Annotated in this window: 25 protein-coding genes; 10 read left to right on the forward strand and 15 right to left on the reverse strand. The window is 67.2% G+C overall.

All coding sequences use genetic code 11. The features are described from left to right. Positions 1–44 precede the first annotated feature (44 nt). Both tsf and rpsB read right to left on the reverse strand, forming a co-directional pair. A complete protein-coding gene (gene tsf / locus QGN32_RS03215; protein ID WP_326547232.1) occupies positions 45–860 on the reverse strand; it encodes a translation elongation factor Ts in 816 nt (271 codons plus the stop codon). Positions 861–872: 12 nt separating this feature from the next. Beyond that, the gene (gene rpsB / locus QGN32_RS03220) at positions 873–1,766 is read right to left on the reverse strand and encodes a 30S ribosomal protein S2 (protein ID WP_326547233.1); all 894 of its coding nucleotides are present in this window, start codon (positions 1,764–1,766) and stop codon (positions 873–875) included. A gap of 282 nt (positions 1,767–2,048) precedes the next feature. Here rpsB and QGN32_RS03225 point away from each other — a divergent pair, with 282 nt between their 5' ends. Then, positions 2,049–2,549: a M23 family metallopeptidase gene (locus tag QGN32_RS03225; protein ID WP_326547234.1), complete on the forward strand. Its 501-nt coding sequence runs from the start codon at positions 2,049–2,051 to the stop codon at positions 2,547–2,549. A gap of 229 nt (positions 2,550–2,778) precedes the next feature. Here the strand turns inward: QGN32_RS03225 and QGN32_RS03235 are convergent, their stop codons facing one another. The 7 genes from QGN32_RS03235 to QGN32_RS03265 form a co-directional block, all read right to left on the reverse strand. Continuing rightward, a complete protein-coding gene (locus tag QGN32_RS03235; RefSeq protein WP_326547235.1) occupies positions 2,779–3,666 on the reverse strand; it encodes an alpha/beta fold hydrolase in 888 nt (295 codons plus the stop codon). A gap of 69 nt (positions 3,667–3,735) precedes the next feature. After that, a complete protein-coding gene (locus QGN32_RS03240; RefSeq protein ID WP_326547236.1) occupies positions 3,736–4,644 on the reverse strand; it encodes a tyrosine recombinase XerC in 909 nt (302 codons plus the stop codon). A gap of 32 nt (positions 4,645–4,676) precedes the next feature. Then, the gene (locus tag QGN32_RS03245; protein ID WP_326547237.1) at positions 4,677–5,837 is read right to left on the reverse strand and encodes a lactate 2-monooxygenase; all 1,161 of its coding nucleotides are present in this window, start codon (positions 5,835–5,837) and stop codon (positions 4,677–4,679) included. 24 nt (positions 5,838–5,861) lie between these two features. Beyond that, positions 5,862–6,710 (reverse strand): siderophore-interacting protein, encoded by an 849-nt coding sequence (locus tag QGN32_RS03250; RefSeq protein ID WP_326547238.1) that lies wholly within the window; start codon positions 6,708–6,710, stop codon positions 5,862–5,864. A gap of 104 nt (positions 6,711–6,814) precedes the next feature. Further along, positions 6,815–7,939 (reverse strand): DNA-processing protein DprA, encoded by a 1,125-nt coding sequence (gene dprA / locus QGN32_RS03255; RefSeq protein WP_326547239.1) that lies wholly within the window; start codon positions 7,937–7,939, stop codon positions 6,815–6,817. Beyond that, on the reverse strand, positions 7,936–9,447 hold the full coding sequence (locus QGN32_RS03260) for a YifB family Mg chelatase-like AAA ATPase (protein ID WP_326547240.1): 1,512 nt from the start codon (positions 9,445–9,447) through the stop codon (positions 7,936–7,938). The genes dprA and QGN32_RS03260 overlap by 4 nt, the downstream gene beginning before the upstream one ends. Then, the gene (locus tag QGN32_RS03265) at positions 9,448–9,816 is read right to left on the reverse strand and encodes a YraN family protein (RefSeq protein ID WP_326547241.1); all 369 of its coding nucleotides are present in this window, start codon (positions 9,814–9,816) and stop codon (positions 9,448–9,450) included. 138 nt (positions 9,817–9,954) lie between these two features. Here QGN32_RS03265 and QGN32_RS03270 point away from each other — a divergent pair, with 138 nt between their 5' ends. From QGN32_RS03270 to QGN32_RS03290, 5 genes are all read left to right on the forward strand, one after another. Continuing rightward, positions 9,955–10,773 carry a DUF1206 domain-containing protein gene (locus tag QGN32_RS03270; RefSeq protein WP_326547242.1) on the forward strand — a complete coding sequence of 273 codons (819 nt, stop codon included), beginning with the start codon at positions 9,955–9,957 and terminating at the stop codon, positions 10,771–10,773. A gap of 257 nt (positions 10,774–11,030) precedes the next feature. Next, on the forward strand, positions 11,031–12,047 hold the full coding sequence (locus QGN32_RS03275; RefSeq protein ID WP_326547243.1) for an iron ABC transporter substrate-binding protein: 1,017 nt from the start codon (positions 11,031–11,033) through the stop codon (positions 12,045–12,047). Then, complete coding sequence (locus tag QGN32_RS03280) at positions 12,048–13,628, forward strand: ABC transporter permease (RefSeq protein WP_326547244.1); 1,581 nt, start codon at positions 12,048–12,050, stop codon at positions 13,626–13,628. A gap of 44 nt (positions 13,629–13,672) precedes the next feature. Next, positions 13,673–14,668, forward strand: a complete 996-nt coding sequence (locus QGN32_RS03285; RefSeq protein ID WP_326548906.1) for an ABC transporter ATP-binding protein — start codon at positions 13,673–13,675, stop codon at positions 14,666–14,668. Beyond that, complete coding sequence (locus QGN32_RS03290) at positions 14,665–17,154, forward strand: AMP-binding protein (RefSeq protein ID WP_326547245.1); 2,490 nt, start codon at positions 14,665–14,667, stop codon at positions 17,152–17,154. The genes QGN32_RS03285 and QGN32_RS03290 overlap by 4 nt, the downstream gene beginning before the upstream one ends. Here the strand turns inward: QGN32_RS03290 and QGN32_RS03295 are convergent. The 5 genes from QGN32_RS03295 to QGN32_RS03315 all read right to left on the reverse strand — a co-directional run bounded on the left by QGN32_RS03295 (position 17,132) and on the right by QGN32_RS03315 (position 20,672). Next, positions 17,132–17,938: an acyl-CoA thioesterase gene (locus QGN32_RS03295; RefSeq protein WP_326547246.1), complete on the reverse strand. Its 807-nt coding sequence runs from the start codon at positions 17,936–17,938 to the stop codon at positions 17,132–17,134. The genes QGN32_RS03290 and QGN32_RS03295 overlap by 23 nt on opposite strands. Continuing rightward, a complete protein-coding gene (locus tag QGN32_RS03300; RefSeq protein ID WP_326547247.1) occupies positions 17,935–19,155 on the reverse strand; it encodes a CoA transferase in 1,221 nt (406 codons plus the stop codon). The genes QGN32_RS03295 and QGN32_RS03300 overlap by 4 nt, the downstream gene beginning before the upstream one ends. Before the next feature lie 33 nt (positions 19,156–19,188). Beyond that, entirely contained in the window at positions 19,189–19,929 is a 741-nt protein-coding gene (locus tag QGN32_RS03305; RefSeq protein ID WP_442791817.1) for an HAD-IIA family hydrolase, read from the reverse strand. A 61-nt stretch (positions 19,930–19,990) separates the two neighbouring features. Then, a complete protein-coding gene (locus QGN32_RS03310) occupies positions 19,991–20,332 on the reverse strand; it encodes a heme-binding protein (RefSeq protein ID WP_326548907.1) in 342 nt (113 codons plus the stop codon). A 37-nt stretch (positions 20,333–20,369) separates the two neighbouring features. Further along, complete coding sequence (locus QGN32_RS03315) at positions 20,370–20,672, reverse strand: hypothetical protein (protein WP_326547249.1); 303 nt, start codon at positions 20,670–20,672, stop codon at positions 20,370–20,372. 303 nt (positions 20,673–20,975) lie between these two features. Here QGN32_RS03315 and QGN32_RS03320 point away from each other — a divergent pair, with 303 nt between their 5' ends. The 3 genes from QGN32_RS03320 to QGN32_RS03330 are packed head-to-tail and all read left to right on the forward strand — an operon-like array spanning position 20,976 to position 23,883. Further along, positions 20,976–21,536, forward strand: a complete 561-nt coding sequence (locus tag QGN32_RS03320) for a hypothetical protein (protein ID WP_326547250.1) — start codon at positions 20,976–20,978, stop codon at positions 21,534–21,536. Between the two features lie 17 nt (positions 21,537–21,553). Then, entirely contained in the window at positions 21,554–22,879 is a 1,326-nt protein-coding gene (locus QGN32_RS03325; RefSeq protein WP_326547251.1) for a Dyp-type peroxidase, read from the forward strand. After that, entirely contained in the window at positions 22,876–23,883 is a 1,008-nt protein-coding gene (locus tag QGN32_RS03330; RefSeq protein ID WP_326547252.1) for a hypothetical protein, read from the forward strand. Before QGN32_RS03325 ends, QGN32_RS03330 begins: the two co-directional genes overlap by 4 nt. A gap of 28 nt (positions 23,884–23,911) precedes the next feature. Here the strand turns inward: QGN32_RS03330 and QGN32_RS03335 are convergent, their stop codons facing one another. Next, on the reverse strand, positions 23,912–24,700 hold the full coding sequence (locus tag QGN32_RS03335; protein ID WP_326547253.1) for a spirocyclase AveC family protein: 789 nt from the start codon (positions 24,698–24,700) through the stop codon (positions 23,912–23,914). Positions 24,701–25,103: 403 nt separating this feature from the next. Between QGN32_RS03335 and QGN32_RS03340 the strand changes: the two genes are divergently transcribed. Further along, positions 25,104–26,315: an IS110 family RNA-guided transposase gene (locus QGN32_RS03340; RefSeq protein ID WP_326547254.1), complete on the forward strand. Its 1,212-nt coding sequence runs from the start codon at positions 25,104–25,106 to the stop codon at positions 26,313–26,315. The last annotated feature ends 87 nt before the right edge of the window (positions 26,316–26,402 follow it).

Consider the following 26,402-nt stretch of genomic DNA (forward strand, 5'->3'; position numbering starts at 1 on the left):
GCGTGGGAACTACAGGACCCACGCCCGAGCGGCGCGGGAGAGTTCTAGGCCTGACCGACCTCGAAGCGGGCAAACCGGGTCACGGTCACACCCGCCTCGTCGAGCAGGGCCTTGACGGTCTTCTTGCTGTCGGACACCGACGGCTGGTCGAGCAGCACGACGTCCTTGTAGAACCCGGTGACCCGACCCTCCACGATCTTCGGCAGTGCCTGCTCGGGCTTGCCCTCGTTGCGGGCGGTCTCCTCGGCGATGCGACGCTCGTTGGCGACGACGTCCTCGGGCACGTCCTCGCGGGTGAGGTACTTGGCCTTGAGCGCGGCGATCTGCAAGGCGACCGCGTGGGCCGCCTGCTCGTCGGAACCGGTGTACTCGACGAGCACACCGACTGCGGGCGGGAGGTCCGCGGCGCGCTTATGCAGGTAGGTCTCGACCGTGCCGTCGAAGTAGGCGACCCGGCGCAGCTCGAGCTTCTCGCCGATCTTGGCCGAGAGGTCCGCGATGACCTGCTCGACCGTCGTATCGCCGACTTTGGCTGCCTTCAGCGAGTCGACATCGTTCGCCTTGGCGGCTGCCGCGGCGGCGACGATCTGGTCGGCCACCGCCTGGAATTCGGCGTTCTTGGCGACGAAGTCGGTCTCTGAGTTCAACTCGATCAGCGCGCCGTCCTTCGCGGCCACCAGGCCCTCGGCTGTCGCACGCTCGGCGCGCTTGCCGACATCCTTGGCGCCCTTGATGCGCAGCAGTTCGACGGCCTTGTCGAAGTCGCCGTCGGCCTCGACGAGCGCGTTCTTGCTGTCGAGCATGCCGGCGCCGGTCAGCTCCCGCAGTCGCTTGACGTCGGCAGCGGTGTAGTTAGCCATATCAGCCTTCTCTTACGGGTTTTGGGCGGGTTTCGGTTCGGTCTGGATGTCTGCCTCGGGGGTACCGGGCTCGGCGCCGGCGGCGGTCGGGGATGCGGTGGCCGTGCTGGTCGCCGTGCTGGCCGCTGAGGCCAGCAGCTCCTGCTCCCACTCGGCGAGCGGCTCGGCGTCCAGAGAACCCTGGCCGGCGTCCGGCTTGTCGCCGTCCCGCCCCACGCCGGCGCGCGCCTGCAGGCCCTCGGCGACCGCGGCGGCGATCACCCTGGTCAGCAATGCGGCCGACCGGATCGCGTCGTCGTTGCCCGGGATCGGGTAGTCGACCAGGTCGGGATCACAGTTGGTGTCGAGGATCGCGATGACCGGGATGCCGAGCTTGCGGGCCTCGCCGACGGCGATGTGCTCTTTGTTGGTGTCGACGACCCACACCGCCGAGGGCACCTTGGTCATGTCCCTGATGCCACCCAGCGACCGCTCGAGCTTGTTCTTCTCGCGGGTCAACATCAGGATTTCCTTCTTGGTGCGACCCTCGAACCCACCGGTCTGCTCCATCGTCTCGAGTTCCTTGAGACGTTGCAGCCGCTTGTGCACGGTCGAGAAGTTGGTGAGCATGCCGCCCAGCCAGCGCTGGTTCACATAGGGCATGCCGACGCGGGTGGCTTCTTCGGCGATCGACTCCTGGGCCTGCTTCTTGGTGCCGACGAACATGATCGTGCCGCCGTGCGCGACGGTTTCCTTGACGAACTCGTACGCCTTGTCGATGTAGGTCAGCGTCTGCTGCAGGTCGATGATGTAGATGCCGTTGCGGTCGGTGAAGATGAACCGCTTCATCTTGGGATTCCAGCGACGGGTCTGGTGCCCGAAGTGGGTGCCGCTGTCGAGCAGCTGTTTCATGGTCACAACAGCCATGAGTCATTCCTTTCGTCGGTTGATGCCGGCGCCGGGTGACGCCTGGCCCTGGTGGCTGCTCGGAATGCCAGACCCGTCTCGAAACCGAGTCGGGACCGACGGCATCCGGGATACGACCTAGTGGAACGGGTCGTGCGCAGACACGCGAAGTCAGCCCGCGCAAGCGAGCTGCGGTTAGCAGTTTACACGCTGCACAGGGGTGCTTTTCCACACCGACCTGGTGATCCACAGATCGCGACCGAGGCCTGGCACCCTTCGCCCAGTATGCGCTGAGCTGGGCTGATGCAATGGATTGCACGGACGGTCGCGGCGCTGGCTTCGGCGCTGGTCTGGGCGGCGCCCGCCGCCGCGGAGCCCGGCCGGTTGGCCTGGCCGCTACGGCCGCGCCCTGAGGTGACGCGCGCCTACGACGCACCCTCGCCGAACTGGACACCCGGACATCGCGGCGTGGACCTGGCAGGCACACCGGGCCAGCGAGTGCTCGCCGCGGCCGAGGGCATCGTGGTCTTCGCGGGGGAACTGGCGGGACGGCCCGTCGTGTCGATCGCTCACCCGGGCGGGCTACGGACGAGCTATGAACCGGTCCGGGCGACGGTCCAGCCGGGACAACGCCTGCACCCCGAAGCGGCGATCGGTGTGCTGGAGGCGGGGCATCCCGGCTGCCCGGTGTCGGCCTGTCTGCACTGGGGCGCGATGTGGGGGCCGGCGTCGCGGGCCGATTACGTCGACCCGCTCGGCCTGGTGACCACCACCCCGATCCGTCTCAAACCGATCACCGGCTGAACCCCTTTTCGGCGAGCGTGCGCGCTTGCGCGCGACACGCCGCAATCTTTCAGCCAGTTGCGCACGCTCGCGCGACGACGACCGTGCCCATACTCGGCGCCATCGCCTCCCCGCCGGCCTTCTCGGCTCCCCGTTCGCGTTGATCGGCGCGCACGAACAGATGGCCCAACAACTCACGCAACGCCGGCAACGGTTCGGGCTTCCGCGATGTCGGTTATCGCCGAGGTGATCAAGTTGCTGCGTTGACCGTGTCGAGGAAGTCGAGCATGGCCGCTATCACGACCTCGGGCCGGTCCCGTTGCACCCAATGCGCTGCGCCGGCAACAACTTCGAAGCGGACATCCGGTATCAGGTCAGCGGCCGCCCGCGCCGCCGCGATCGGCACGCTGGTGTCCCTGTCACCGTGGACGATAAGCGCCGGGCGGGGAAACGATGTCAGCCGGGCCCGGTAGTCGGTGGTCAGACGGTCCCACCGGAACTGGTCGCGCTGCCATTGAGCGAACGCGTCGAATGCGTGTTCCGATCGAGCGGCCGCCAGGATCTCGTCGAGCAGTTCGGGAGTGCGTTGCGCGGGATCGCGAATGAGGGCCGGAATGACCCGCGTCATCACCTGACGGTTCCGGCCGGACCACTTGGTCACGGCTGTCAGCAGCCCGGTCCGCGACATCGCCCACGTCAGCGCCTGCCGCACCCTGCACAGCGGCCCATCCGACAGCCTCGGCATGATGCCGTAGCTACCCAATAGCATTGCGCCGGTGACATTTTCGGGACGCTCCAACACGTGGCCGATCGTCATTCCGCCGCCTAGGGACAATCCGCCGATCGCGTAACGGCCAAAGACGACCGCGTCGACGAACTCATTCACGTAACCGACCAACCGGTCCTGCGTCGCCGGCCACGGCGCAGGCGGACTCTGCCCGTAGCCAGGATGATCGGGGGCCAGAACGCGGCATTCGGCCGCCGCCAACCGCGGTCCGACGCCGGCCCAGGACAGCGACGCGCTATCCACCCCGCCGCCGTGCAGCAGCACCACCGTCGCCGCGTCGTCGGCTCGTACCGGCGTCCATTCGAGATAGGAAACCGGTCCCCACGACAGCCGAACCGCCGACCTGAGCACGTCCCTCCTTCGGTGATTTCGGTGCCCATTCGATCGGTCAGCGATCAGTAGCGCACCGAAATCACCATTTCACGCGCGGGGGTGGGCCTGGTCGTGGGCGGTGCGCAGCCGTGCGACCGTGACGTGCGTGTAGAGCTGTGTGGTCGCCAGCGTGGAATGGCCGAGCAGTTCCTGCACGACGCGCAGGTCCGCCCCGCCTTCGAGCAGATGCGTGGCGGCGCTGTGCCGTAGCCCGTGCGGCCCGATGTCCGGCGCGCCGTCGACCGCGGACACGGTCTGGTGTACGACGGTGCGCGCCTGTCGCGGGTCGAGCCGGCGCCCGCGCGCACCTAGCAGCAGGGCCGGACCCGAATCCGCCGTCGCCAACGCCGGCCTACCGTCGTCGAGCCACGCCGTCAGCGCCTCCTGCGCGGGCCCGCCGAACGGCACCGTGCGCTGCTTGTTGCCCTTGCCCAACACCCGCAGCAGTCGCCGCGGCATGTCGATGTCGTCGATGTCGAGCCCGCACAGCTCGCTGACGCGAATACCGGTGGCGTACAACAACTCCACGATCAGCAGATCGCGAAGTGCCAGCGGGTCACCTTGCTGCGCACCAGATTTCGCGGCCGCCATCGCGTCGAGCGCCTGATCCTCGCGCAGCACCGCGGGCAGTGCGCGGCGGGCCCTGGGCACCTGGAGCCGGGTGGCCGGGTCACTTTCGATCAGTCCGCGCCGCAGCGCCCACGCTGTGAACATCTTCGCCGCCGACGTACGCCGTGCCAACGTCGTGCGTGCTGCGCCCGCGGCGGCCTGCGCGGCCAGCCAGGACCTCAGGACCGGCAGGCTCAGACCGGCCAGCCCATGGTCGGCGTTTGCCCCGCGGTCGGCCAGGAACCCGAACAGCGACCGCAGATCGCCGAGGTATGCGCGACGGGTGTGCTCGGAGCGGTTTCGCTCCAGCGCGAGGTACTCGTCGAACTCTTCGAGGACGGCTTCCACGTCTCAACCGTCGCAGAAGCCGACCGCGACGTTCAGGTGACGCGCCGCAGCGTGTCCGGAGTGAGATCGGCCAGGGTGGGATAGCCGTCGACGGCCATCGTCAGGTCGGCCTCGGCGAGCAGCGAACGCAGCACGTGCACGACGCCGTCCACGCCGCCGAGCGCGAGCCCGTACGCGTACGGCCGCCCGATCCCGACCGCGGTGGCGCCGAGGGCGAGCGCCTTGACGATGTCGGCGCCGCTGCGGATGCCCGAGTCGAACAGCACGGGCAACCCGTCGGCCGCCTCCACCACCCCGGGGAGGCAGTCGATGGCCGCCAGCCCACCGTTGGCCTGTCGGCCACCGTGGTTGGAGCAGTAGATCGCGTCGACGCCGCCGTCCTTGGCGCGCCGCGCGTCGTCGGGATGGCAGATGCCCTTGACGACGAGGGGCAGGTCGGTCAGCGACCGCAGCCACGGGAGGTCGTCCCACGTCAGCGGATTCCCGAAGAGCCCCACCCAGTGCAAGACCGTGGCCTGGGGGTTCTCCTCGGGCGGCTGCGCCAGCGCGGCGCAGAACACCGGGTCGCTGGTGTAGTTCGCCAGACAGCGCCCGCGCAGCTGCGGGAAGTTCGACGTCGACAGGTCGCGGGGACGCCAGCCCGGTACCCAGGTGTCGAGGGTGACAATGATTCCTTTGTATCCGGCGGCCTCGGCGCGGTGCACGAGGCTGGCGGCCAGCTCCCGGTCGGTCGGCGTGTACAGCTGGAAAAAGCCTGGGGTGTCGCCGAATTCGGTTGCCACGTCTTCCAGCGGGTCCTCGGTGAGGGTCGAGACAATCATCGGCACGCCGGTGCGCGCTGCCGCGCGGGCGGTGGCGAGGTCGCCGTGGCCGTCTTGGGCGCAGATGCCGATCACCCCGACCGGCGCCATGAACACCGGCGACGGCAACGTCATGCCGAACAGCTCGACAGACAGGTCGCGCTCGCGGGTCGCGCGGAACATCCGCGGCATCAGACCCCAGTTGTCGAATGCGGTGCGGTTGAGTCGCTGGGTGCGCTCGTCGCCAGCGCCCCCCGCGACGTAGGAGTACACCGACGGCGGCATGGCCGACTCCGCCTTGGCCTCCCACTCCGCGAACGTCATCGGCAGCTTCGGCACGATGCCCGACAAGCCTTGCAGGTAGATCTCGAACTGGTAGTTCCCGAACGTCATGCGCCAAGCGTGCCAGGGCGCCGGTCAGGTACCGGCTTCGGCCTTGGCCAGGTCGGCCTTCCACTCGCGAAACGTCTCCTCGGTGCGGCCGCGTCGCCAATACCCGGAGATCGACGACGCCCACTTCGCGGGGACGCCACGCTCCTTGCGGATGTAGGGCCGCAGGTTGTGCATGACGGTCTGCGCCTCACCGTGGATAAAGACCTGCACCTGCCCTGGCAGCCACGGCGTCTCCTTGACCGCGGCGATCAACGGCGCGTGGTCGCCGGCTTGGTCCTCGGGCACCAGGTCGGCGCGGCCGCCGCGGTAGATCCATCGCACCTCGACTCCGTCTGGCTTCTTCAGCGGAATCTCGTCGTCCGAACCGGCGACCTCAATGAACACTTTGCCAATCGCGTTGTCCGGCAGTGCTTCCAGCGCAGCGCTGATCGCGGGAACCGCCGCTTCGTCGCCAGCCATCAGATGCCAGTCCGCAGCGGGATCGGGCGCATATGCGCCGCTCGGCCCCATGAGGTAGGCCCGCTGGCCGGGGGTGGCGGCAGACGCCCACGGTCCGGCGACGCCGTGATCTCCGTGTACGACGAAGTCGATGCAGATCTCGCGGCGCCCTGGGTCGACATTGCGGACGGTGTACGTGCGTACGGTGGGCCGCTGCTCCGGCGGCAACGACGAGAACGAGTCAAGGGTCAGCGGTTTCGGCAGGCTCGCGACATCGACCTCGGGGTTGACGATCACGATCTTGACGTAGGCGTCGGTGAACTCGTTCGGGGTGAACGTGTCGAACCCGGCGCCACCGAGCACCAGCCGGATGAGGTGCGGTGTCATCTGCTCGGTACGCACCACTTCGAAGGTGTGTATCGGTCGCCCTGCCACAAGAGTCCTCCAAACCTCGGCCGACCTGATGATTAGCCGGCCTCACCGACTATACGAGCGGGCCACCGCCGGCGGCGCCCTACCTTGTACGGCCTCATGCGAACTCAGCGGGCCGCAAGCTTCCACCTCCCATCTCGGCACACGACCAAGCCCGACAGCTCGAGGTTCGCCAGCGGACCCAGCACCTGACGGGCAGGCAGGCCCGAGGTGATGGCGATCTCGTCGGCGGTGCGTCCGCCACGTCGTGGGAGCGCGTCGTACACCCGTTTGTCGGTCTCGGTGAGCTCGTCGAGCGGTGAGACGGCGCGCTGCTCCTCCGGCGCCAGTTCTCCGATGTTGCCGACCAGTTCGACGATGTCCACCGCGCGCGTGACGATCTGCGCATCGCCACGCAGCAGAGCGTGGCATCCAACCGATGCCGATGACGTGACGGGACCGGGAACCGCGCACACCGACCGTCCGAGCGCACGCGCCCAGGCCGCGGTGTTCGCCGCGCCGCTGCGTGCTCCGGCCTCGACGACCACGGTAGCCCCGGCCAGCGCCGCGACCAATCGGTTACGGGTCAGAAAGCGGTGGCGAGCAGCGCGTACGCCGGGCGGATACTCACTGATCACCACGCCTTGTTCGGCGATCCGGCGCAGCAGCGCAGCGTGCCCCGCCGGATAGGGAATGTCGATACCGCCGGCGAGTACCGCCACGGTCAATCCATCGGCGGCCAGAGCCGAGCGGTGCGCCGCCCCGTCGATGCCGTATGCGGCACCGGACACCACCGCGACATCGCGTCCGGCCACACCGGCGGCAAGGTCGGCCGCGACGAACTCGCCGTAGGCGGTCGCGGCCCTCGTACCCACGATGGCGGCCGCCCGGTAGGCGACCTCGTCGAGCGCTGCGGGTCCCACCGCCCACAACACCATGGGCGGATGAGCCTGCGGACGGAGCCGCTCGGCGATCCCACCGAACCCGGTGAACGCCAACAGCGGCCACTCGTCGTCGTCCGGCGTGACCAGCCGCCCACCCAGCCGCGCCAATACATCGAGATCCGCAGCAGCGCAGTTGATGTGACGACGAGCCTCGGCGTGCCGGTCGATCTTGTCACCGGCCTGCCCGCGTCGCACCCGCTCGGCCGCCTCAACGGGACCCAGGCGTGCCACCAACGCCGCTAACTCCGGGCACGGCGGCTCAACCACCCGCGACAAATACGCCCACGCCGCGGTCACGTCATCGGTCATCGCACCCTTCCCCCTTGCCGAAAGCTCAACGCCGCGGTGACGTCGTCGACCACCGGCGACGTGCGCCCCGCGAGATCACACAGCGACCAAGCCACCCGCATGGTGCGGTCCATCCCCCGGACGCTCAACGCACCGCGGTCAAGTGCCGAGTGCAGCGGCCTCATCACCGCCGCCGGCAGTCGGAACCTGCGTCGTAGCAGCGAGCCGCTGACCTCGACGTTGGTGCTGATGCCGTATGGCCGCCAGCGCTCGGCGGCGGCCGCTCGCGCCCTAGCGACCCGCTCACGCACGTCGGCCGTGGACTCGCCGTCCTGCGCGACGATCGCGCCCGCCCGCAAGGAATGCATCTCCACCCGCAGGTCGACGCGGTCGAGTAACGGACCGGACAGCTTGCCGAGATAGCGCCGCTTCTCCTGGCCGCTGCAGATGCAGTCGTGGGGGTCGGGCGGTGCGCAAGGACATGGATTCGCTGCCAGCACGAGTTGGAGACGGGCAGGGTAGCGCGCGACACCGTCGCGCCGAGCGAGCCGAATCTCACCATCCTCCAACGGTGTCCGCAACGCCTCGAGCACACTGACGCCGATCTCGGCACACTCGTCCAAGAAGAGCACCCCGCGGTGCGCCCGGCTGACCGCGCCGGGGCGCGCCATCCCGGTGCCGCCGCCGACCATCGCCGCCACGCTCGAAGTGTGGTGCGGCGCCACGAACGGCGGCGTGGTGATCAGCGGTGTGTTGGTCGACAGCAGGCCCGCCACCGAGTGGATCGCCGTCACCTCCAGTGCCTCGCTTTCCGACAGCGACGGCAGCAGACCCGGAAGCCGTTGAGCCAGCATGGTTTTACCTACCCCGGGCGGCCCGGTCAGCATCAGGTGGTGCCCGCCCGCAGCGGCGACCTCGACCGCGTACTTCGCCTGGGTCTGGCCGATCACATCGGCGAGATCGGCCACCGGCTTCTGCTGCCGCGACGGCGATGCGATTCGGGATTCGAGCGCGCCGCGCCCTTTGACCCAAGACTGGAGCTGGCCCAGCGTGCGCACCCCGCACACCTCGATACCGTCTACCAGGCTCGCTTCGGCGAGGTTGTCCACGGGCACGACCACCGCGGGCCATCCCTCCCGTTTGGCGGCCAGCACCGCCGGAAGGACACCCTTGACCGGTCGGACCCGCCCATCGAGCGCCAGTTCACCAAGCAAGACGGTCTTTTCGAGACGGGCCCACTGCTCCTTCTTGTGGGCCGACAACACCGACAAGGCCAGCGCCAGGTCGTACACCGAGCCCATCTTCGGCAAGGTCGCCGGGGAGAGCGCCAGGGTCAGCCGCGCCATCGGCCAGGAATTGCCGCAGTTGGTGATCGCCGCACGAACCCGATCGCGCGACTCCTGCAGGGCCGCGTCCGCAAGACCGACCAGGTGAACCCCGGGCAACCCGGAGGTGATGTCGGCCTCGATCTCGACGAGTTGCCCGTCGAGCCCGCGGACCGCCACGGAGAAGGCGCGCCCCAACGCCACCTAACCCACCCCCCGCAGATGGATGATCTGCGGTGCCCGCTGTCTGCCGATGCGTACCCCGACCACGTCGATGCGCACCTGCGACCACCCGGCCTCCTGGGCCCCCAGCCACAGGCCGGCGAGGCGCCGCAGCCGGCGCACCTTCTGCGGGGTGACGGCCTGCTCGACACCGCCGAACCGATCGCTGGTGCGGGTCTTCACTTCGACGAACACCGCCGTGCGGGCCGTGTCGTCGGCGGCGATCACGTCCAACTCGCCGTACCGGCATCGCCAGTTGCGGTCGAGCACCCGTAAGCCCAGTGACCGCAGGTGCTCGACCGCGAGTTCTTCTCCCAGTGCGCCGATCTCGGCGCGGGTCAACAGAGTCATGCCCCTACCGTGCAGAGGTCGGCCGACACCTTGCCGCGATCCGGGCGCCGTTATGGGCCGTCATCCCCAACGAGCAATTCATCCACAAGTTGGACGCGTCCGGTTTCGCCGGCGTAAACAATCGGGTACAACGCCCGCATGACCGACAAGTCGTTACACGGCGTCGCCGACCGAGCGACCGACAGCGATGCCTTCGAATACACGGCACGCGCCGGATTCGCCGTCAGCGGCGTGCTGCACCTGCTCGTCGGTTATCTGATCCTGCGCATCGCCCTGGGATCCGGCGGCAACGCCGACCAGTCCGGGGCGCTGACGACGCTGGCACAACAAACCGGCGGCGCGGTGTTGTTGTGGGTCGTCGCAATCGGACTGCTGGCGCTCGGCCTCTGGCGGGTTGCCGAGGCGATTGTCGGCCCGAGGCCCGGTGAAGGATCGGGCCGTTTCCGGGATGACGCTCCGGCGTGGAAGCGGGTGAAGTCGCTCGGCCTGGCCGCGGTCAACTTCGCCATCGCATTCTCGGCGGCGCGCTTCGCCACGGGCAGTGGACAGCAGAGCACCGAGCAGAACGCCGGCCTCAGCGCGCAGCTGATGCAGACCGGATGGGGCAAGGCCGTGCTGATTGTGGTGGGCCTCGGATTGATCGGTGTCGGCGGTTACCACGTCTACAAGGGCGTGACGAAGAGGTTCTTCAACGACCTGCGCGCCTCCGGTGGCACGGGTGTCACCGCCGTCGGGATCACGGGCTACGGGGCGAAGGGGCTGGTGCTCGCGGGCGCTGGGGTGCTGGTCATCGTCGCGACGCTGCAGGCGGATCCCGCCAAGGCGACGGGGCTGGACGCGGCGGTCAAGACGCTCGGACACGCGCCGTTCGGCAAGTTCCTTCTCATTCTCGCCGCAGTCGGCATCGCCGCCTTCGGCGTCTACAACTTCGTTCGGGCCCGATCCGGTCGGATGTGACCATTCGGTCATCGCGTCGAACAGCGCGGCCAGCCGTCCGGAACTGACCGCGGCACCGCGCTGCGCGCGCATATCCCGCGCAGCGGTTCCTCGCAGCCATACCCCTGACGGTCCTGCCGGAGCATGGCGCGGAAGGGCCGGAGCGCAATTGCGATACAGCCAACGAGCGAAGACCGTCGAAAGGGTATGTTCATTAGGTAAACCTCAGCTAAAGATCCTGCGATCTGACCTGCACGAACCGCGAAAGGATCCCCTGCATGCGACCACGGTGGAGGCGGATCGCCGCCGTCCTGTCAACCCTCGCCGTCGCTGCCGCCGCGACCGCCTGCTCGGATTCGGGTGACAGCGACGAATTGCTGGTCTACAACGCCCAGCACGAGTCGCTCACCAAGGAATGGATCGACGCCTTCACCAAGGAAACCGGCATCAAGGTCACCTACCGCCAGGGCGGTGACACCGAACTGGGTAATCAGCTTGTGGCCGAAGGAAAAGCGTCGCCGGCCGACGTGTTCTTGACCGAGAACTCGCCCGCGATGGCCGCAGTCGAGCGCGCCGGACTCTTCGCCGGCCTCGAACCCGGCACGCTCGATCAGGTGCCACCGCAGTACCGCCCGCCAAGCGGCAAGTGGACCGGGGTGGCCGCGCGCAGCACCGTGTTCGTCTACAACACGTCACGGCTGCAACCGGACCAGCTGCCGAAGTCGCTGCTCGATCTGCAGCAACCGGAGTGGAAGGGGCGGTGGGGTGCGCCGCCGACCAAGGCCGACTTCCAGGCGATCGTCTCGGCGCTGCTCGAGTTGAAAGGCGAGCCCGCGACCGCCCAGTGGCTGGCCGCGATGAAGACCAACGCCAAGCTCTACAGCGACAACATCGCCACTCTCAAGGCCGTCAACGCCGGTGAGGTCGACGGCGGTGTCATCTACCACTACTACTGGTTCCGCGATCAGGTGAAAACCAAAGAGATGAGCGGCAATACCGCGCTGCACTACTTCAAGAACGAAGATCCCGGCGCCTTTGTCAGCCTGTCCGGCGGCGGCGTGCTGGCCTCCAGCGACAGGATCGACCAGGCCCAGCAGTTCGTCCGGTTCATCACCGGCAAGGCCGGCCAGGAGGTGCTCGAGAAGGGGACGTCGTTCGAATACCCCGTCGCCAGCGGTGTGCCCGCGAATCCCGCTCTGCCGCCGCTCGACACGCTGCAGGCACCCAACGTCGACCCGTCGAACCTGGACGCGCAGAAGGTCACCGACCTGATGACGAAGGCTGGCTTGCTGTAGGTGGTCGCCGCCGCTCCCCCCATCCCTGCGCCCGCGGCACCGGTTTCGCGGTCGACGAGGACGGCCCGGCCGGGTCCGCTGGTGTCGGCGACGGTCGCGATCCTCGTCGCTGCGACGTGCATCCCCCTGGGCTACGTGGCGTGGGCGACGGTCTCGGTCGGCTGGGCGCGGGCGTATGAATTGGTCGTACGCCCCCGTGTCGGGGAACTGCTCGTCAACACCGTCGCTCTGGTATTCATCACCCTCCCACTGTGCGTGGTGATCGGGGTGGGGACTGCGTGGCTGGTGGAGCGGACGGACCTACCGGGCCGAGCGTTCTGGCGACCACTGTTCGTTGCGCCGCTCGCCGTTCCGGCGTTCGTCAACAGTTATGCGTGGATCGGGCTGATCCCGTCGCTGCACGGCCTGGGGGCGGGCGTGCTGGTCACGACGCTGTCCTACTTTCCGTTCATGTACCTGCCGGTCGCCGCCACGCTGCGGCGGCTCGATCCGGCCGTCGAGGAGTCGGCCCGAGCGCTGGGGTCGCACTCGGCCGGGGTGTTCTTCCGGGTCGTGCTCCCACAGCTACGCCTGGCCATCCTCGGCGGCGCGCTGCTGGTCGGTGTGCACCTGCTCGCCGAGTTCGGTGCGTTCGCGATGGTGCGGTTCGACACCTTCACCGTCGCGATCTTCCAGCAGTTTCAGGCGACGTTCGACGGGGCGGCAGGCAGCATGCTGGCCGGTGTGCTCGTGTTGCTGTGCCTGGTGCTGCTGACCGCCGAGGCGGCCACCCGCGGCAACGCCCGCTTCGCGCGAATCGGCTCGGGCGCGCCCCGCGCGGGGACACCGATCCGCCTGCGTTACAGCGTGATTCCGGCGACGATCGCGCTGACGGCGTTGGCGGTACTGGCGATCGGTGTACCGGTCGGGACGATCCTGCGGTGGCTGTGGCTGGGCGGCGCCGAGGTCTGGCTCGTCGACGACATCCTGTCCGCGCTCGGCCAGACCATCGGCTTGGCCTCCGCCGCAGCGGTTCTGACCACCGTGCTCGCATTCCCGGTCGCGTGGGTGGCGGTGCGTTCGAGCGGTGTGCTGGCCCGCGTCGTCGAAGGCGCCAACTACGTGACGAGTTCGCTACCCGGCATCGTCACCGCGCTGGCGCTGGTGACCGTCACGATCCACTTCGTCCGCCCCCTCTACCAGAGCGTGGCGCTGATCGTGTTCGCCTACGTTCTGCTCTTCATGCCGCGGGCGCTGATCAATGTCCGGGCCGGCCTCGCTCAGGTCCCGCCGAGCCTCGAGGAGGCATCCCGGTCGCTGGGAAGTTCACCGACCGCGACGTTCTTCCGGGTGACGCTGCGGTTGACGGCACCCGCCGCCGCGGCCGGTGCCTCGCTGGTGTTCGTCGCCGTGGCAACCGAACTGACCGCCACGCTGCTGCTCGCGCCCACCGGCACCCGCACGTTGGCGATGATGTTCTGGTCGTACTCCAGCGAGTTGGACTACGCGGCCGCCGCGCCCTACGCGTTGGTGCTCGTGGTGCTCGCCATACCGGTGACACTCATGCTGTACCGGCAAGCCACGAAGGCGGCCGCGCTGTGACCGTTCTGGAAACCCACGGGCTGGCCAAGTCGTTCAACGGCCACATGGTGCTCGACCACATCGACCTCGAACTGCATGCGGGCAGCATCACCGCGGTCGTCGGATCCTCGGGGTGCGGCAAGACCACACTGCTGCGGTTGATCGCCGGCTTCGAAACCCCCGATGACGGCACCATCACCATCGGCGGCCGGCTGGTCGCGGGCCCGGGCACCGCGGTGGCACCGCACCGGCGGGCGGTCGGATATGTCGCCCAGGACGGCGCACTGTTCCCGCACCTCACCGTGGGACAGAACATCGCCTATGGGCTGGGCGGCGCATCGCGTCGGGCCGAGATCCGCGCGCGCGTAGGCGAACTGCTCGAAACGGTCTCGCTGGACCCCTCCTATGCGTCACGCCGGCCGCACGAACTCTCCGGCGGCCAGCAGCAACGGGTTGCCCTCGCCCGGGCGCTGGCTCGCAAACCGATCGTGATGCTTCTCGACGAACCGTTCAGCTCCCTCGACACCGGGTTGCGTGCGTCTACTCGAAAAGCCGTTGCGCGCATGCTCACCGACGCGGGCGTGACCACACTGCTGGTCACCCACGACCAGGAGGAAGCGCTGTCGGTCGCCGATCAGGTCGCGGTCATGCGTGACGGTCGCTTCACCCAGGTCGGGTCGCCGCAACAGGTGTACCGCCAACCGGCCGACCATTTCACCGCCGCGTTCCTCGGCGACTGCATCTCACTGCCCTGCACGGTCGCCGACGGCGTCGCCAACTGTGCGCTCGGGAAGATCCGCGTAGCCGGGTCGTCTTCGGCTGGTCCCGCGACGTTGCTGCTGCGGCCCGAACAGCTTGTCGCGACGGTGATTTCCGACACCGAGAGGCTAGAAGGCGTCGGCACCGTGCTGTCCGTCGAGTTCCTCGGCCACGACGTGCTCCTGACCGTCGACCCGGCCGGGGACGCGGACCCGATCATCGTGCGCCAGCACAGCCTCGATCCGCCACCTGTCAACGCGAAGGTGCACATCCAGGTGGTGGGCAACGGGGTCGCGTTGTGACGAGCCTTCTCATCGACCACCTGCGGGCCTACGGTGACGACATCGCGGTGTGCACCGAGACGCAGCAACTGACCTACGCCACGCTGGCCGACCTGGTCCAGGCCGCGGCAAGAGACCTCGGCGACACCCGACGCCTGGTCTTGCTCGAAACCCGCAACGACATCGAGACTTTGGTTCAGTATCTCGGCGCGCACGCCGGCCGTCACGTGGTGCTGTTGGTCCCGGCAGGCCGTGACCACTCCTTGATACTGCAGACATACGATCCCGACACCGTCATCGGTGACGGCGTCGTCCAGCACCGCCGCAGGGCAGGTAGCCGCGCCCTGCACGACGACCTCGCCGTGTTGATGTCCACGTCGGGCAGCACCGGCTCACCAAAACTCGTGCGGCTCTCGCACGCCAATCTGCTCGCCAATGCCGCCGCGGTCGCCGACTACCTCGATATTCGCGAGACCGACCGTGCAGCAACCACACTCCCGATGTCTTACTGCTACGGATTGTCAGTCGTCAACAGCCACCTGCTCCGCGGCGCCTGCCTCATCCTCACCGATCTTTCGGTGACCGACGAGCGGTTCTGGCACCTGTTCCGCCGCCACCGCGGCACCTCGTTCGCAGGTGTGCCCTACACGTTCGAACTGCTCGAGCAGGTCGGGTTCGACCGAATGGACCTGCCCGACCTGCGTTACGTGACGCAGGCAGGTGGGCGAATGCCGCCCGAGCAGGTGCGGCGGTTCGCCGAACAGGCGCGCGACGGCAGCTGGCAGCTGTTCGTCATGTATGGGGCGACCGAAGCCACCGCCAGAATGGCTTACCTGCCACCGGAATTAGCGTTGTCGAGGCCCAATGCGGTCGGGAAGCCCGTCCCTGGCGGTTCCTTCACGATCGAGCCCGTCGCCGGAGGCTCCGACGGGCAGGTCGGCGAATTGGTGTACCGCGGCCCCAACGTGATGATGGGTTACGCCCACGATCCGGCCGACCTCGCACTCGGCAAGACCGTCGAGTCACTGCACACCGGTGACCTCGCCCGCCGCGCTCCCGACGGGCTCTACGAGATCGTCGGCCGCACCAGCCGGTTCGTCAAGATGTACGGGCTGCGTATCGATTTGCAGCGCGTCGAGTCCGCACTCAGCGCCGCTGGGGTCACCGCGTTCTGCACCAATGACGACGACCGCCTCCTCGTAGCGGCGACGGGCGCACATGCCGAGCGTGACGTCCAGCGCATCGCGGCCGAGGCCGCCGGGATACCGGCGTCCGGCGTCCGTGCGGTCTGGGTGGGCGAGCTGCCTTTGCTGCCGTCCGGCAAACCGGACTACCGCACCGTCCGCGAGCTGGCGCTCGCCCGGGAGGTGTCACCGACAACCGACCTGCGCGGGTTGTTCGCCGACGTACTCCAGATCGACCCGACCACCATCGGCCCCGATGCAAGCTTCGTCGACCTCGGCGGCGATTCGCTGTCCTACGTGGCGATGTCGGTACGGTTGGAGCGCGCGCTGGGGCAGCTGCCCGCCGAATGGCAGCAGCGACCGCTGCGTGAACTGGAGACGCTGGCGACGCCGCGACGGCGGCGGTGGCGGCTGTGGAACGCCACGCTGGAGACCAGCGTGGCGTTGCGGGCCGTCGCGATCATCTTGATCGTCGGTTCGCACGCCGAGCTGTTCGAGTTGTGGGGCGGCGCTCACCTTCTGCTGGGTATCGCCGGGTACAACTTCGGCCGATTCTGCCTCACACCGGTGCCCCGCACGAAGCGGGTGCGCCACCTGCGAAACACCATCGGCTGGATAGCGCTCCCGTCGGTCCTGTGGGTCGGCGTCGCGTTGCTGCTGACCGACGATTACACCTGGACGAACCTGTTGCTGGCCAACAAGTTCTTCGGTCCGCACGACAGCATGACCGCGGGCCGCCTGTGGTTCGTCGAGGTTCTGGTGTGGACGCTCGTCGCGCTGGCGCTGCTGTTCTGGCTACCGGCGATGGATCGCGTTGAGCGCCAACGGCCGTTCGCGGTCGCCGTGGTGTTCGCAATCGCCGGGTTGGCATTGCGTTACGACGTGCTGGGATTGGACATGGGCCGGGACGCCTGGTTCACGATGCTCGCGTTCTGGTTCTTTGCGATCGGGTGGGCGGCGTCGAAGGCGACCACGATCGCGCAGCGTGCGCTGCTCACAGCGGTGCTGGCGGTGGCTTTGCACGGCTACTTCGACAGCACGTTGCGAGCGCTTCTCGTGTTCGGCGGTCTCGCGTTGGTGATCTGGCTGCCCACCATCCGCTGCCCCGCAGCGTTGGTGGGCGCGGGCGGGGTCCTCGCCGAGGCATCGCTGTACACCTACCTGGTTCACTACCAGGTCTATGCGCTGTTCCCCGGCCACCCCGCTCTCGGGGTGATCGCCTCGCTCGCCGTCGGCATCCTGCTCACCTATCTGGTGACCGTGCTACGACGGCGGGTGCGCACCGCGTCGCCGGATTCGGCTAGGTATCCCGCTCCGCGATAAGGCCCTCCTGTGCCAGCGTGGCGGCAATGACGCCGTCGGCGCGAATGAGGCTGCCAGTCACGACGCCTCTGCCCGCGGCGGCGGCCGGCGATGTCGACTCGAGCAGGTTCCACTGGTCGGCGTACACCGGCCGGTGAAACCAGATCGAGGAATCCGTTGTGCCGCTGCGGTGTGTCCGCGCCTTCATCGAGTGGCCATGAACCTGTAGGGCGGGATCGATCATGTACACGTCGCACACGTAGACCGCGATCAGCGTGTGCAGCAGCGGATCGTCGGGAAGGGACAGCGTCGCGCGCCACCAGAACCGACGGACGAATTCGCCTGTCGACGTGTCGTCGGCGATCCTGATGTCCAGTTCGTCGAGCGGCATCGACGGTGCGGGGCCGGCAGGTCCCGTGCGAGGCAACGACTCCGCATCGTGCGGTAAGGACGGTCGGCGCCCGTGTTCGGGTCCGCCGGTGGGCACGGCGAAGGACACCGTGGCCGTCGTCAACATCCTGCCCTGCTGGTGAGATTCGACACGGCGTGCCGACGATGTGCGGCCGTCGAAGACCCGTGCGACGGTGTACTCGACCTCGTCGCCGGCCTCGCCGCCGCGCAAGAACTGAAGATGCAGGTTCGTCGGCAGCCGGCCCGCGTCGACGGTGCGGCACGCCGCGGCCAGACTCTGCGCAACGAATTGCCCGCCGTAGGCGCGCTTTCCGGCTGGACCGCTTGCCGGGCCGACCCAGGTGTCGGCGCCCTCACCGGCGCGCAGGTCGAGCAGATCGAGCAGCGTGCTCACTCGCCGCGGCCCGTCGCCACCGTCCCCGATGCGACCAACCCGTCGACCTCCTCGGCGGACAATCCCAACCAGTCGTTCAGCACGCCGACGGTGTCGTCCCCCAACACCGGCGACGCGACCGCGCACGGATACTGGCCGTCGATCGAAATCGGCAGCCCCGGCGCCAGATAGGTGCCGATCCGCGGCTGATCGAGCGAAGTGAACAACGGGTTGGTGGCGATCTTGTCGGCCGTGGCAGCTTCGGCGAAGGTACGATACCGCTCCCACAACACCGAGGTGGCCGAGAGCGCGGCGCTGATCTCGTCTGCCGTGTGCGCGGTGAACCACTCGGCGAACAACCCACTCAACGCGTCGCGATGTAGAAAACGTTGCCCCTCGTCGGCGAAATCCGCATCCAGTGTTTCCGCCAGCGCGGCAACGGCTTTCGCGGTGCCGGTGAGCTCGCTGAGGTCCCGGAAATGTCTGCCGGTCAGCGCGACCACCATGAACGAGACCCCGTCGCTGCTGACGAAGTCCTGGCCGTACTGGCCGTACACCGAGTTGCCGATACGCTCGCGCGCGGTGCCGTTGATCATCACTTCGGTGAAGAAGCCGAGGTTACCCGCCGTCGCCAGCGCGACGTTCTCCAGCGGAATGCTGATCCGCCGGCCTTCGCCGGTCACATCGCGATGCCGCAGGGCGGTCACCACAGCCAGTGCGGTGTAGATGCCGCAGGCGACGTCCCATGCGGGCAGAACGTGGTTGACGGGTGTGGCAAGTTCGGACGGACCGGTCACCATCGGAAAGCCGATCCCCGCGTTGACGGTGTAGTCCACACCCGTGCCGCCGTCGGCGCGCCCGGAGACCTCGACATGGATCAGGTCGGGCCGCAGCGCCGTCAAGGTGTCGTACGAATGCCATTCGCGTCCGGCCACGTTCGTGATCAGAATGCCGCCACCCGCGATCAACCGCTGGATCAGACGCTGTCCCGCTTCGGAGCGCACATCTGCAGCGAGCGATCGTTTGCCCTTGTTCAGGCCTGCCCAGTAGATGCTTTCGCCATCGCCGGTGACGGGCCATCGTCGGTAATCGGCGGCGCCGCCGATCGGATCGACCCGCGTTACCTCCGCGCCGAGTTGGGCCAGCGTCATCCCGGCCAGTGGGACGGCGACGAAGCTGGAGATCTCGACGATGCGCACACCGGCCAGCGGCCGAGTCGCATCGGGTGTGGCGGTCATCGGGGTCAGTGTAAGAGGTTGCTCAAACGCAACTCACACGAGTTCGATGGCTTCGGCGATGGACGCCAGTACCCGGCTGGGCCGGAACGGATACCGCTCGACGTCGTCGATGTTCGTCGAACCGGTGAGTACGAGGATGGTTTCCAGCCCCGCTTCGATGCCCGCGACGACGTCGGTGTCCATCCGGTCGCCCACCATGACCGTGCTCTCCGAATGCGCCTCGATCCGGTTCAGCGCGCTGCGGAACATCATCGGGTTGGGCTTGCCGACGAAGTACGGTTCGCGGCCGGTGGCCTTCGTGATCATCGCGGCGACCGACCCAGTGGCCGGTAGCGGTCCTTCCGCGGACGGGCCGGTGACGTCGGGGTTGGTGGCGATGAACCGGGCGCCGCCGAGGATCAACCGGATCGCCTTGGTGATCGCCTCGAACGAGTAGGTCCGCGTCTCTCCGAGAACCACGAAGTCCGGTTCGATATCGGTGAGGGTGTACCCCGCCTCGTGCAATGCCGTGGTCAGCCCGGCCTCGCCGATGACATAGGCCGATCCGCCCGGCAGCTGGTCGGTGAGGAACGCCGCGGTCGCCAGCGCGGAGGTCCAGATGGACTCCTCGGGCACGACCAGGCCCGCGCGCCGCAGCCGCGCGGACAGGTCCCGGGGCGTGAAGATCGAGTTGTTGGTCAGCACTAGAAAGGGCCGAGCACGGTCGCTTAATCGCTGCAGGAACTCGGCGGCGCCGGGCAGCGCATGTTCCTCGCGGACGAGCACACCGTCCATGTCGGTGAGCCAGCACTTCGGTGTGTCGCGCACCGATCCAGTGTGTCAGTTTCCTGGACCGCTAGCCCATCGGCATATCGGGCATCGGCACATCGCAGCGGTCACGGAAGTCGATCGCGGCCTGCCGGACCGCTCGCAGCTCGTCGCGAACTTGCGGGTTGGCATCCAGATATGCCTTGATCTCCGTCGTCATCTGATCCCTGGGCTTGCCTTTGAGTCCGGTGAAGAACGCGTTCACCTCCGGATGGGTGAACAGGTACGACGACATGCCCGCGGAAACCCCGGACATGACACCGGCCAGGTCGGCGGCCGTGCAGTTGGGCGGATCGGCGGCGGCGGGCGCGGCGCCGAAGAGGATCGCGCCGGCGATCACACCGGCACCGACAGCACTGCGGCGGAACAACATTGGCAGCTCCTTACTCAAATAGTGAACGGACTTTTCAGCGCGGACCGATACCGCCGGGTCGCCCCGGACGGCCGATGTCGATGAGCGGAGGTCCCGGGTCGAGGATGACGTCGACGCCCCAATCGTCGCTGCAATACCACGGGTCGGCGCAGTAACCGGGGTAGACGGGACCGGCCTGCGGGGCATCGGGCCCGCCGCCGCGTACGGTTCCCTGCGCGCATACGGTGGCGGCGCCCGCGTTCGTGCAGTCCGCTGACGCGACGGGCGTGACCGCGACACCGATCGGCGCCACCGTCATCGAGAGTGTCACCAGCAGGCAGCGATTGGTGAACCTCATGGCCGCCTCCTTTCCGATGATCGGGTCGCGTGCCACCGTGGGCGACGCGCCGACTTCCGCAATGTCCGCAGCGTAATTCGGTGCCAGATTTTCGTTCATGAATTCGCAATTCTGCGTCACGTCGGCGCGTGAATCTCTTCGCCGTGCGGATGGTTTGGCTAATTAGTCGGGCATCACTTTCCCGAGGCAAGCAGTCAGAGCCGAACGCTTCCCGGCCACGCGAAAAGGCCTGGAAGAATTGAGCGTGTCGCCCACTCGAGCAGTGCTAATGTCTGCTCAGGTGACGACAATTGGGGGGGCACTATGGCCGCCGACCGCCAAGACTGGACTCGGCCCGCAGCCATGGCCATTCCCGAGACCGGTTACTTCGAACTCGAGCGTGGCCGCTACGGACCGGTCTTCCCCAGGACCCCGGCCTGCTACGGCTTCTCGATCATCGCAAAGGTCAAAGAAGGCCGTGAGGCGGCCGTCCGGGCGTACGGCAAGCAGATCGAAGAGGCCGTCGCGGCGAGCCCCGACGTACTCGCGCCTCTCCGGTTGCACTACCTGCGCTGGATTCTGTTCGACGTGGGCTCGGGCCTGCACTTTCAGTACCAAGGCATTTTCGACACCGACTTCGACAAGTACACCGAGGACGCCGTTCAGTTGTTCAGCGCCACCGGAATCACGACGGTGTTCACCAACCTCGAAGGCTTCCCCGAGGACTGGCGGGAGAACCCGGAGGCATTCGTGACATTCGTTCGCGAGCACCAAGTTCCAAGCTTCTTGGAGTATGGCGAGTACCCATACGTCACCTCTGAGGAGATCAAGAAGGCACTGCGCCTGAAGGCGGCGTTCTCCACCATGCTCGACCAGATGCAGTAGTCCTCGAGGGGCGCACAATGCTTGAGCTCGACGACATACAGCACATCCTGCTGACGCGTACACCCGCGATCACCGGACGGTACGAATTCCTGACCTTCGACACCGCCGAAGGCGGCCGCGCCTGGCTCACCGCACTGCTCGGCAAGGTTCAGTCCGCAGCCGATGTCCGCGCCACGATGGACACCTCGGATCGCTGGGTCACCTTGGCCTTCACCTGGCAGGGCCTCCGCGCGCTCGGTGTTCCCATGGAGTCGCTGGCGACGTTTCCCGAGGCGTTCCGCGAAGGCATGGCAGCGCGGGCGAGCATCCTCGGTGACACGGGGTCATGCGCACCGGAACACTGGGGCGGCGGGGTGGCCGGCGACGATCTGCACGCCATCGCGATCCTGTTCTCCCGTACCGACGAACAGTGCCGGCGATCGCTCGAGGAGCACGACAAGCTGCTCGCGCGAACCGAGGGCGTGCGCAGCCTCTCGCATCTCGACCTCAACGCGAGCCCACCGTTCGATTACGCCCACGACCATTTCGGTTTCCGCGACCGGTTGTCCCAGCCGGTGATGAAGGGGTCCGGTGAACAACCCACGCCGGGCTCGGGCGACCCGTTGGAACCGGGTGAATTCATCCTGGGCTATCCCGACGAGAACGGGCCGGTGCTCGACCTGCCACAGCCCGAGATCTTGTCGCGCAACGGCAGCTATATGGCCTATCGCCGGCTACAGGAACACGTCGGGATGTTCCGCGAGTATCTGAAGACGAACTCCCAGACTCCCGAGGAGGAGGAGTTGCTGGCCGCGAAGTTCATGGGCCGATGGCGAAGCGGCGCGCCACTCGTACTCGCGCCCGACAAAGACGACCCGGAGTTGGGTGCAGATCCGATGCGCAACAACGACTTCAACTACCAGGAGATGGACCCGTTCGGATACGCCTGCCCTCTCGGCTCACATGCCCGGCGACTGAACCCGCGCGACACCGCGCATTACATGAACCGACGCCGGATGATCCGCCGCGGGGCCACGTACGGGCCCGCACTGGCCGAAGGCGCACCCGACGACGGTGTCGATCGCGGTATCGCCGCCTTCATCATCTGCGCCGACCTCGTGCGGCAGTTCGAGTTCGCGCAGAACGTCTGGATCAATGACAAGACCTTTCACGAACTCGGTAACGAGCGAGACCCCATCTGTGGGACCCAGGACGGCACGCTCGACTTCACGGTTCCGAAGCGGCCCATCCGCAAAGTACACAGGGGGATTCCGGCGTTCACCACTCTCAAGGGCGGCGCGTACTTCTTTCTTCCAGGAATGGGCGGTCTCCGATACCTTGCGACACTGGGAGAAACGTCATGAGCACCATGGCTCGCACCTACAACCAGAGCCATGTCCCACGCGCGCACGACGGCCGCAGACGAATCAGCATCTACTGGACGTGGAGCTACCCGTGGGAAGCACAGCGCGACCCCGGCGAGATGTACAACCGCTTCTCCACCATGACCGAAGTACGAAACGCGCTGTGGCCGCGTTACGAAACCACCGAATACGATGCGGCCCACTTCCTACAGGGAATCGCGGGCACCCTGGAGTTGTTCCATCGGTCGACGTTGGCCTTCCAGGACCTCGCCGGCGAAGCCACCGGCCATCCCGTCGCCGTTTTTCAGCGCATCGACCAGGCCGGCTACCGGTTGCCGATCGACGAGCGGATCCTCGCCGACACCGACACCCTGATGGTCTTCGGTCTCGACCACATCCTGTCCGAACAGCAAGCGGCGCCGGAAGAGGTTGCCGCCCTGCGCCAGTGGCTCACGCGCGAGGGCACCTGCCTACTGCTCGCGCCCCATCACGACGTCGGCTTCACTGATGACTTCGCCCAGCGACAGATGGAGTACGCGCACCACGGCGACCCGTTGGTTCCGCGCCAGCAGCGGTTCGGTCAGTACACCAGGTCACTGATGAAGGCGCTCGACGTGCCGGTCCATAACACGTGGGGTTTGCGGCCCGCGGTCGTGGAGGGCACGCGCGAGATCGCACCGCTGACCGGGTTCCGTGACCTCGATTCGGCCGGGTTGCTCGCCAACGTCACCACGTTCAACTTCCACCCACACCTCCCCCACTACGAGCTGACCGCACCGGAGAGCGACGCCGTTCGGGTGCTCGGCCGTCAGCGTGTCGACCCGCATCGACCGCACCCGTTCACCGCCGACGGCGCCGCCGAGTTCAACGCGCTGATCTGGATGCCGTCGGCGGATCAGCGCGCCGGTGACATTGTGTTGATCGACTCGACGCACTTCACGACGCTCTTCGGGGGCACCGACAGCCTGCGCAACCTCTGGCACAACGTGGCGACCATGCGGTGAGGGCTGGGCCCGCGTTCAGTCGGCGGGTTCACCGAGGCTGGTTCGGCACGCCGGGGAACAACTGCTCCGTCGGACCGGACGTCACGTAGCCGGCGAGTTTCGTCACCAGGTGCGGTGCGAAAACCGCGCCGTACATGAGGTGGCCGACCACGACGACGGCCGCGATCGACAGAAGCGACGATCCCACGCGACTCGTCGTTCGTTTGTCTGCCCACACCTCAATCGCGTTGCGGCCCTGTGCATCGGTACGCCCGAGGAGGTAGGTGAACACCATCATCTGCAGTCCCATCGCGATCGCGTCGTAGATCGGGTACTGGAATTTGCTCCCTTCGAAGATCGCCAATCCCGGAATCACGTAGCCGTAGTAGAAGACGCCGAGGCGGGGACCGAAGAACCCGTTGAACAGCAGGGCCCAGCAGAAGCCGACGAGCAGCCCCACGATCAACAGGGTCTGTGGTCTGCGCCAACCGAATCGCCGAATCAGCCGCCGGCCGAGCGCGGCGCCGATCACGGCGGGCACCACGAAGTAGGCGATATAGCCGATCGGCACCGATGACGGAAGTCCGCCACCCCACGTCATGTTCAGCGGCCACCACGACGGCATGCGGGGCAGCGCGGGCGGGAACTGGGCATACATCGCCCAGTCGTAGGGCGCCTCGATCCACGAGAACGAGATCGCCGAGATGGATACCAGCAGCAGTGGATGCAAGCGGCCACGCCGGATGCTCAGGTACGCGCCGTAGGCCAGAAACAGCACTCCGCCGATGTAGGCGAAGGACAAGCCGACGATCAACGCCGGCGTCAGCTCGGTACTCATCGGTCGTCCTCGGCAACCGCCTTAGCGCCGCGCGCTTCGGGATCGAAGTACAGCACAACGCCGAAGATCAAGACGAAGAGCCCGAACAGAGTTCCGAGCATGATGAGCTGGCCCATGACCATGTCCCCTTCTGCGGCGCCTAATGGGAGTCGATCGGCGAGCCTCGAATGAATAGTGATTCGGTGCGGCGACGCTGATTATCGAGCCGCTGGTCGGTGAGCACTGCGTTCGCCTGGAGTGCTGTTCGACTCCTATGACTAGATCGTGCCCCGACCGGTTCGGTGAGGTCGCTTATAGCGCTGATGGGGTGTCGTGCCGTGCGTGAGCACTGATCCATTAGGTCGCCGCCGAGTGTCCTCGGGCTCACATCTGAATCAACGACGAGCGCAGGAGGTGGACACTGATGATCTTCGTCGGCGACGACTGGGCCGAAGACCATCACGACGTGTATCTGATGGACGAGACAGGCCAACACTTGGCGGCCCGGCGATTACCCGAGGGCCTGGCCGGTATCCGGGCCCTGCATGAGCTGATCGCCGCGCACGCCGAGGAGCCAAACCAGGTGCTGGTCGGCATCGAAACTGATCGGGGCCTGTGGGTCTCGGCGTTGGCCGCGGCCGGCTATCAGGTGTGGGCGATCAACCCGATGGCGGCCGCCCGCTACCGCGATCGGCATCACGTGTCGGGGGCGAAGTCCGATGCCGCTGATGCCAAGCTGTTGGCCGATCTGGTCCGCACTGACCGGCACAATCACCGACTGATCGCCGGCGACAGCCCGCAGGCTGAGGCGATCAAGGTGCTGGCCCGTTCTCATCAAAGCTTGATCTGGGCACGCACCCGGCATGCCAACATGCTGCGCGGCGGGCTGCGGGAGTACTACCCCGCTGCGCTGGAGGCCTTCGATTCGCTCACCGACAGCGACGCACTGGCCATCCTGGGACGTGCTCCAACACCTGACCAGGGCGCTCGACTGAGCGTGGCCAAGATCGGATCGGCACTCAAAGCTTCTGGACGGCAACGCAACATCGAGTCACGCGCCACCGAGATACAAGCCGTGCTGCGCCGTGAGCATCTCACTGCACCGCCCGCGGTCACAGCCGCGTTCGGGGCCACCACGACCGCGGCGGTGCACGTCATTGCCGCGCTGAACACTCAGATCACCGACCTCGAAACCGCGCTGGCCGACCATTTTGAGACGCACCCGGACGCCGACATCTACCGCTCCCTGCCAGGACTTGGTGTTGTGCTCGGCGCCCGGGTGCTCGGTGAGTTCGGGGACGACCCGAACCGGTTCACCACGGCCAAGTGTCGCAAGAACTACGCGGGAACATCACCGTTGACCATCGCGTCGGGTCGAAAACGTGCCGTGCTGGCCCGCCACATCCGCAACAAACGCCTCTACGACGCAGTCGATCAATGGGCGTTTTGCACGCTGACCCGAAGCGTCGGCGCTCGTGCCTACTACGACGAACACCGCGCCAACGGCGACACCCACCACCAAGCACTACGCGCACTCGGAAACCGCCTCGTCGGCATCCTCCACGGCTGCCTACGCCACCACACCCGCTACGACGAACACAAAGCCTGGGCACACAGACAAGCCGCCGCCGCTTGACCCGCTACACACCTGGGGTATCTAGTCAGCCTGAATAGTGGATACTATTACCGATGTTCCGGTCAAGAGGCGGCTATCGTCGATTCC

The sequence above is a fragment of the Mycolicibacterium sp. ND9-15 genome (genome assembly GCF_035918395.1).
Lineage (GTDB): Bacteria > Actinomycetota > Actinomycetes > Mycobacteriales > Mycobacteriaceae > Mycobacterium.

Coding starts and splice junctions, on each gene's coding strand:
- tsf (WP_326547232.1), bottom strand. CDS start 860: ATGGCTAACTACACCGCTGCCGACGTCAAGCGACTGCGGGAGCTGACC.
- rpsB (WP_326547233.1), bottom strand. CDS start 1,766: ATGGCTGTTGTGACCATGAAACAGCTGCTCGACAGCGGCACCCACTTC.
- QGN32_RS03225 (WP_326547234.1), top strand. CDS start 2,049: ATGCAATGGATTGCACGGACGGTCGCGGCGCTGGCTTCGGCGCTGGTC.
- QGN32_RS03245 (WP_326547237.1), bottom strand. CDS start 5,837: ATGACGTTCGGGAACTACCAGTTCGAGATCTACCTGCAAGGCTTGTCG.
- dprA (WP_326547239.1), bottom strand. CDS start 7,939: ATGACCGATGACGTGACCGCGGCGTGGGCGTATTTGTCGCGGGTGGTT.
- QGN32_RS03265 (WP_326547241.1), bottom strand. CDS start 9,816: ATGACTCTGTTGACCCGCGCCGAGATCGGCGCACTGGGAGAAGAACTC.
- QGN32_RS03270 (WP_326547242.1), top strand. CDS start 9,955: ATGACCGACAAGTCGTTACACGGCGTCGCCGACCGAGCGACCGACAGC.
- QGN32_RS03275 (WP_326547243.1), top strand. CDS start 11,031: ATGCGACCACGGTGGAGGCGGATCGCCGCCGTCCTGTCAACCCTCGCC.
- QGN32_RS03285 (WP_326548906.1), top strand. CDS start 13,673: ATGGTGCTCGACCACATCGACCTCGAACTGCATGCGGGCAGCATCACC.
- QGN32_RS03300 (WP_326547247.1), bottom strand. CDS start 19,155: ATGACCGCCACACCCGATGCGACTCGGCCGCTGGCCGGTGTGCGCATC.
- QGN32_RS03305 (WP_442791817.1), bottom strand. CDS start 19,929: ATGGACGGTGTGCTCGTCCGCGAGGAACATGCGCTGCCCGGCGCCGCC.
- QGN32_RS03315 (WP_326547249.1), bottom strand. CDS start 20,672: ATGAGGTTCACCAATCGCTGCCTGCTGGTGACACTCTCGATGACGGTG.
- QGN32_RS03320 (WP_326547250.1), top strand. CDS start 20,976: ATGGCCGCCGACCGCCAAGACTGGACTCGGCCCGCAGCCATGGCCATT.
- QGN32_RS03325 (WP_326547251.1), top strand. CDS start 21,554: ATGCTTGAGCTCGACGACATACAGCACATCCTGCTGACGCGTACACCC.
- QGN32_RS03330 (WP_326547252.1), top strand. CDS start 22,876: ATGAGCACCATGGCTCGCACCTACAACCAGAGCCATGTCCCACGCGCG.
- QGN32_RS03335 (WP_326547253.1), bottom strand. CDS start 24,700: ATGAGTACCGAGCTGACGCCGGCGTTGATCGTCGGCTTGTCCTTCGCC.
- QGN32_RS03340 (WP_326547254.1), top strand. CDS start 25,104: ATGATCTTCGTCGGCGACGACTGGGCCGAAGACCATCACGACGTGTAT.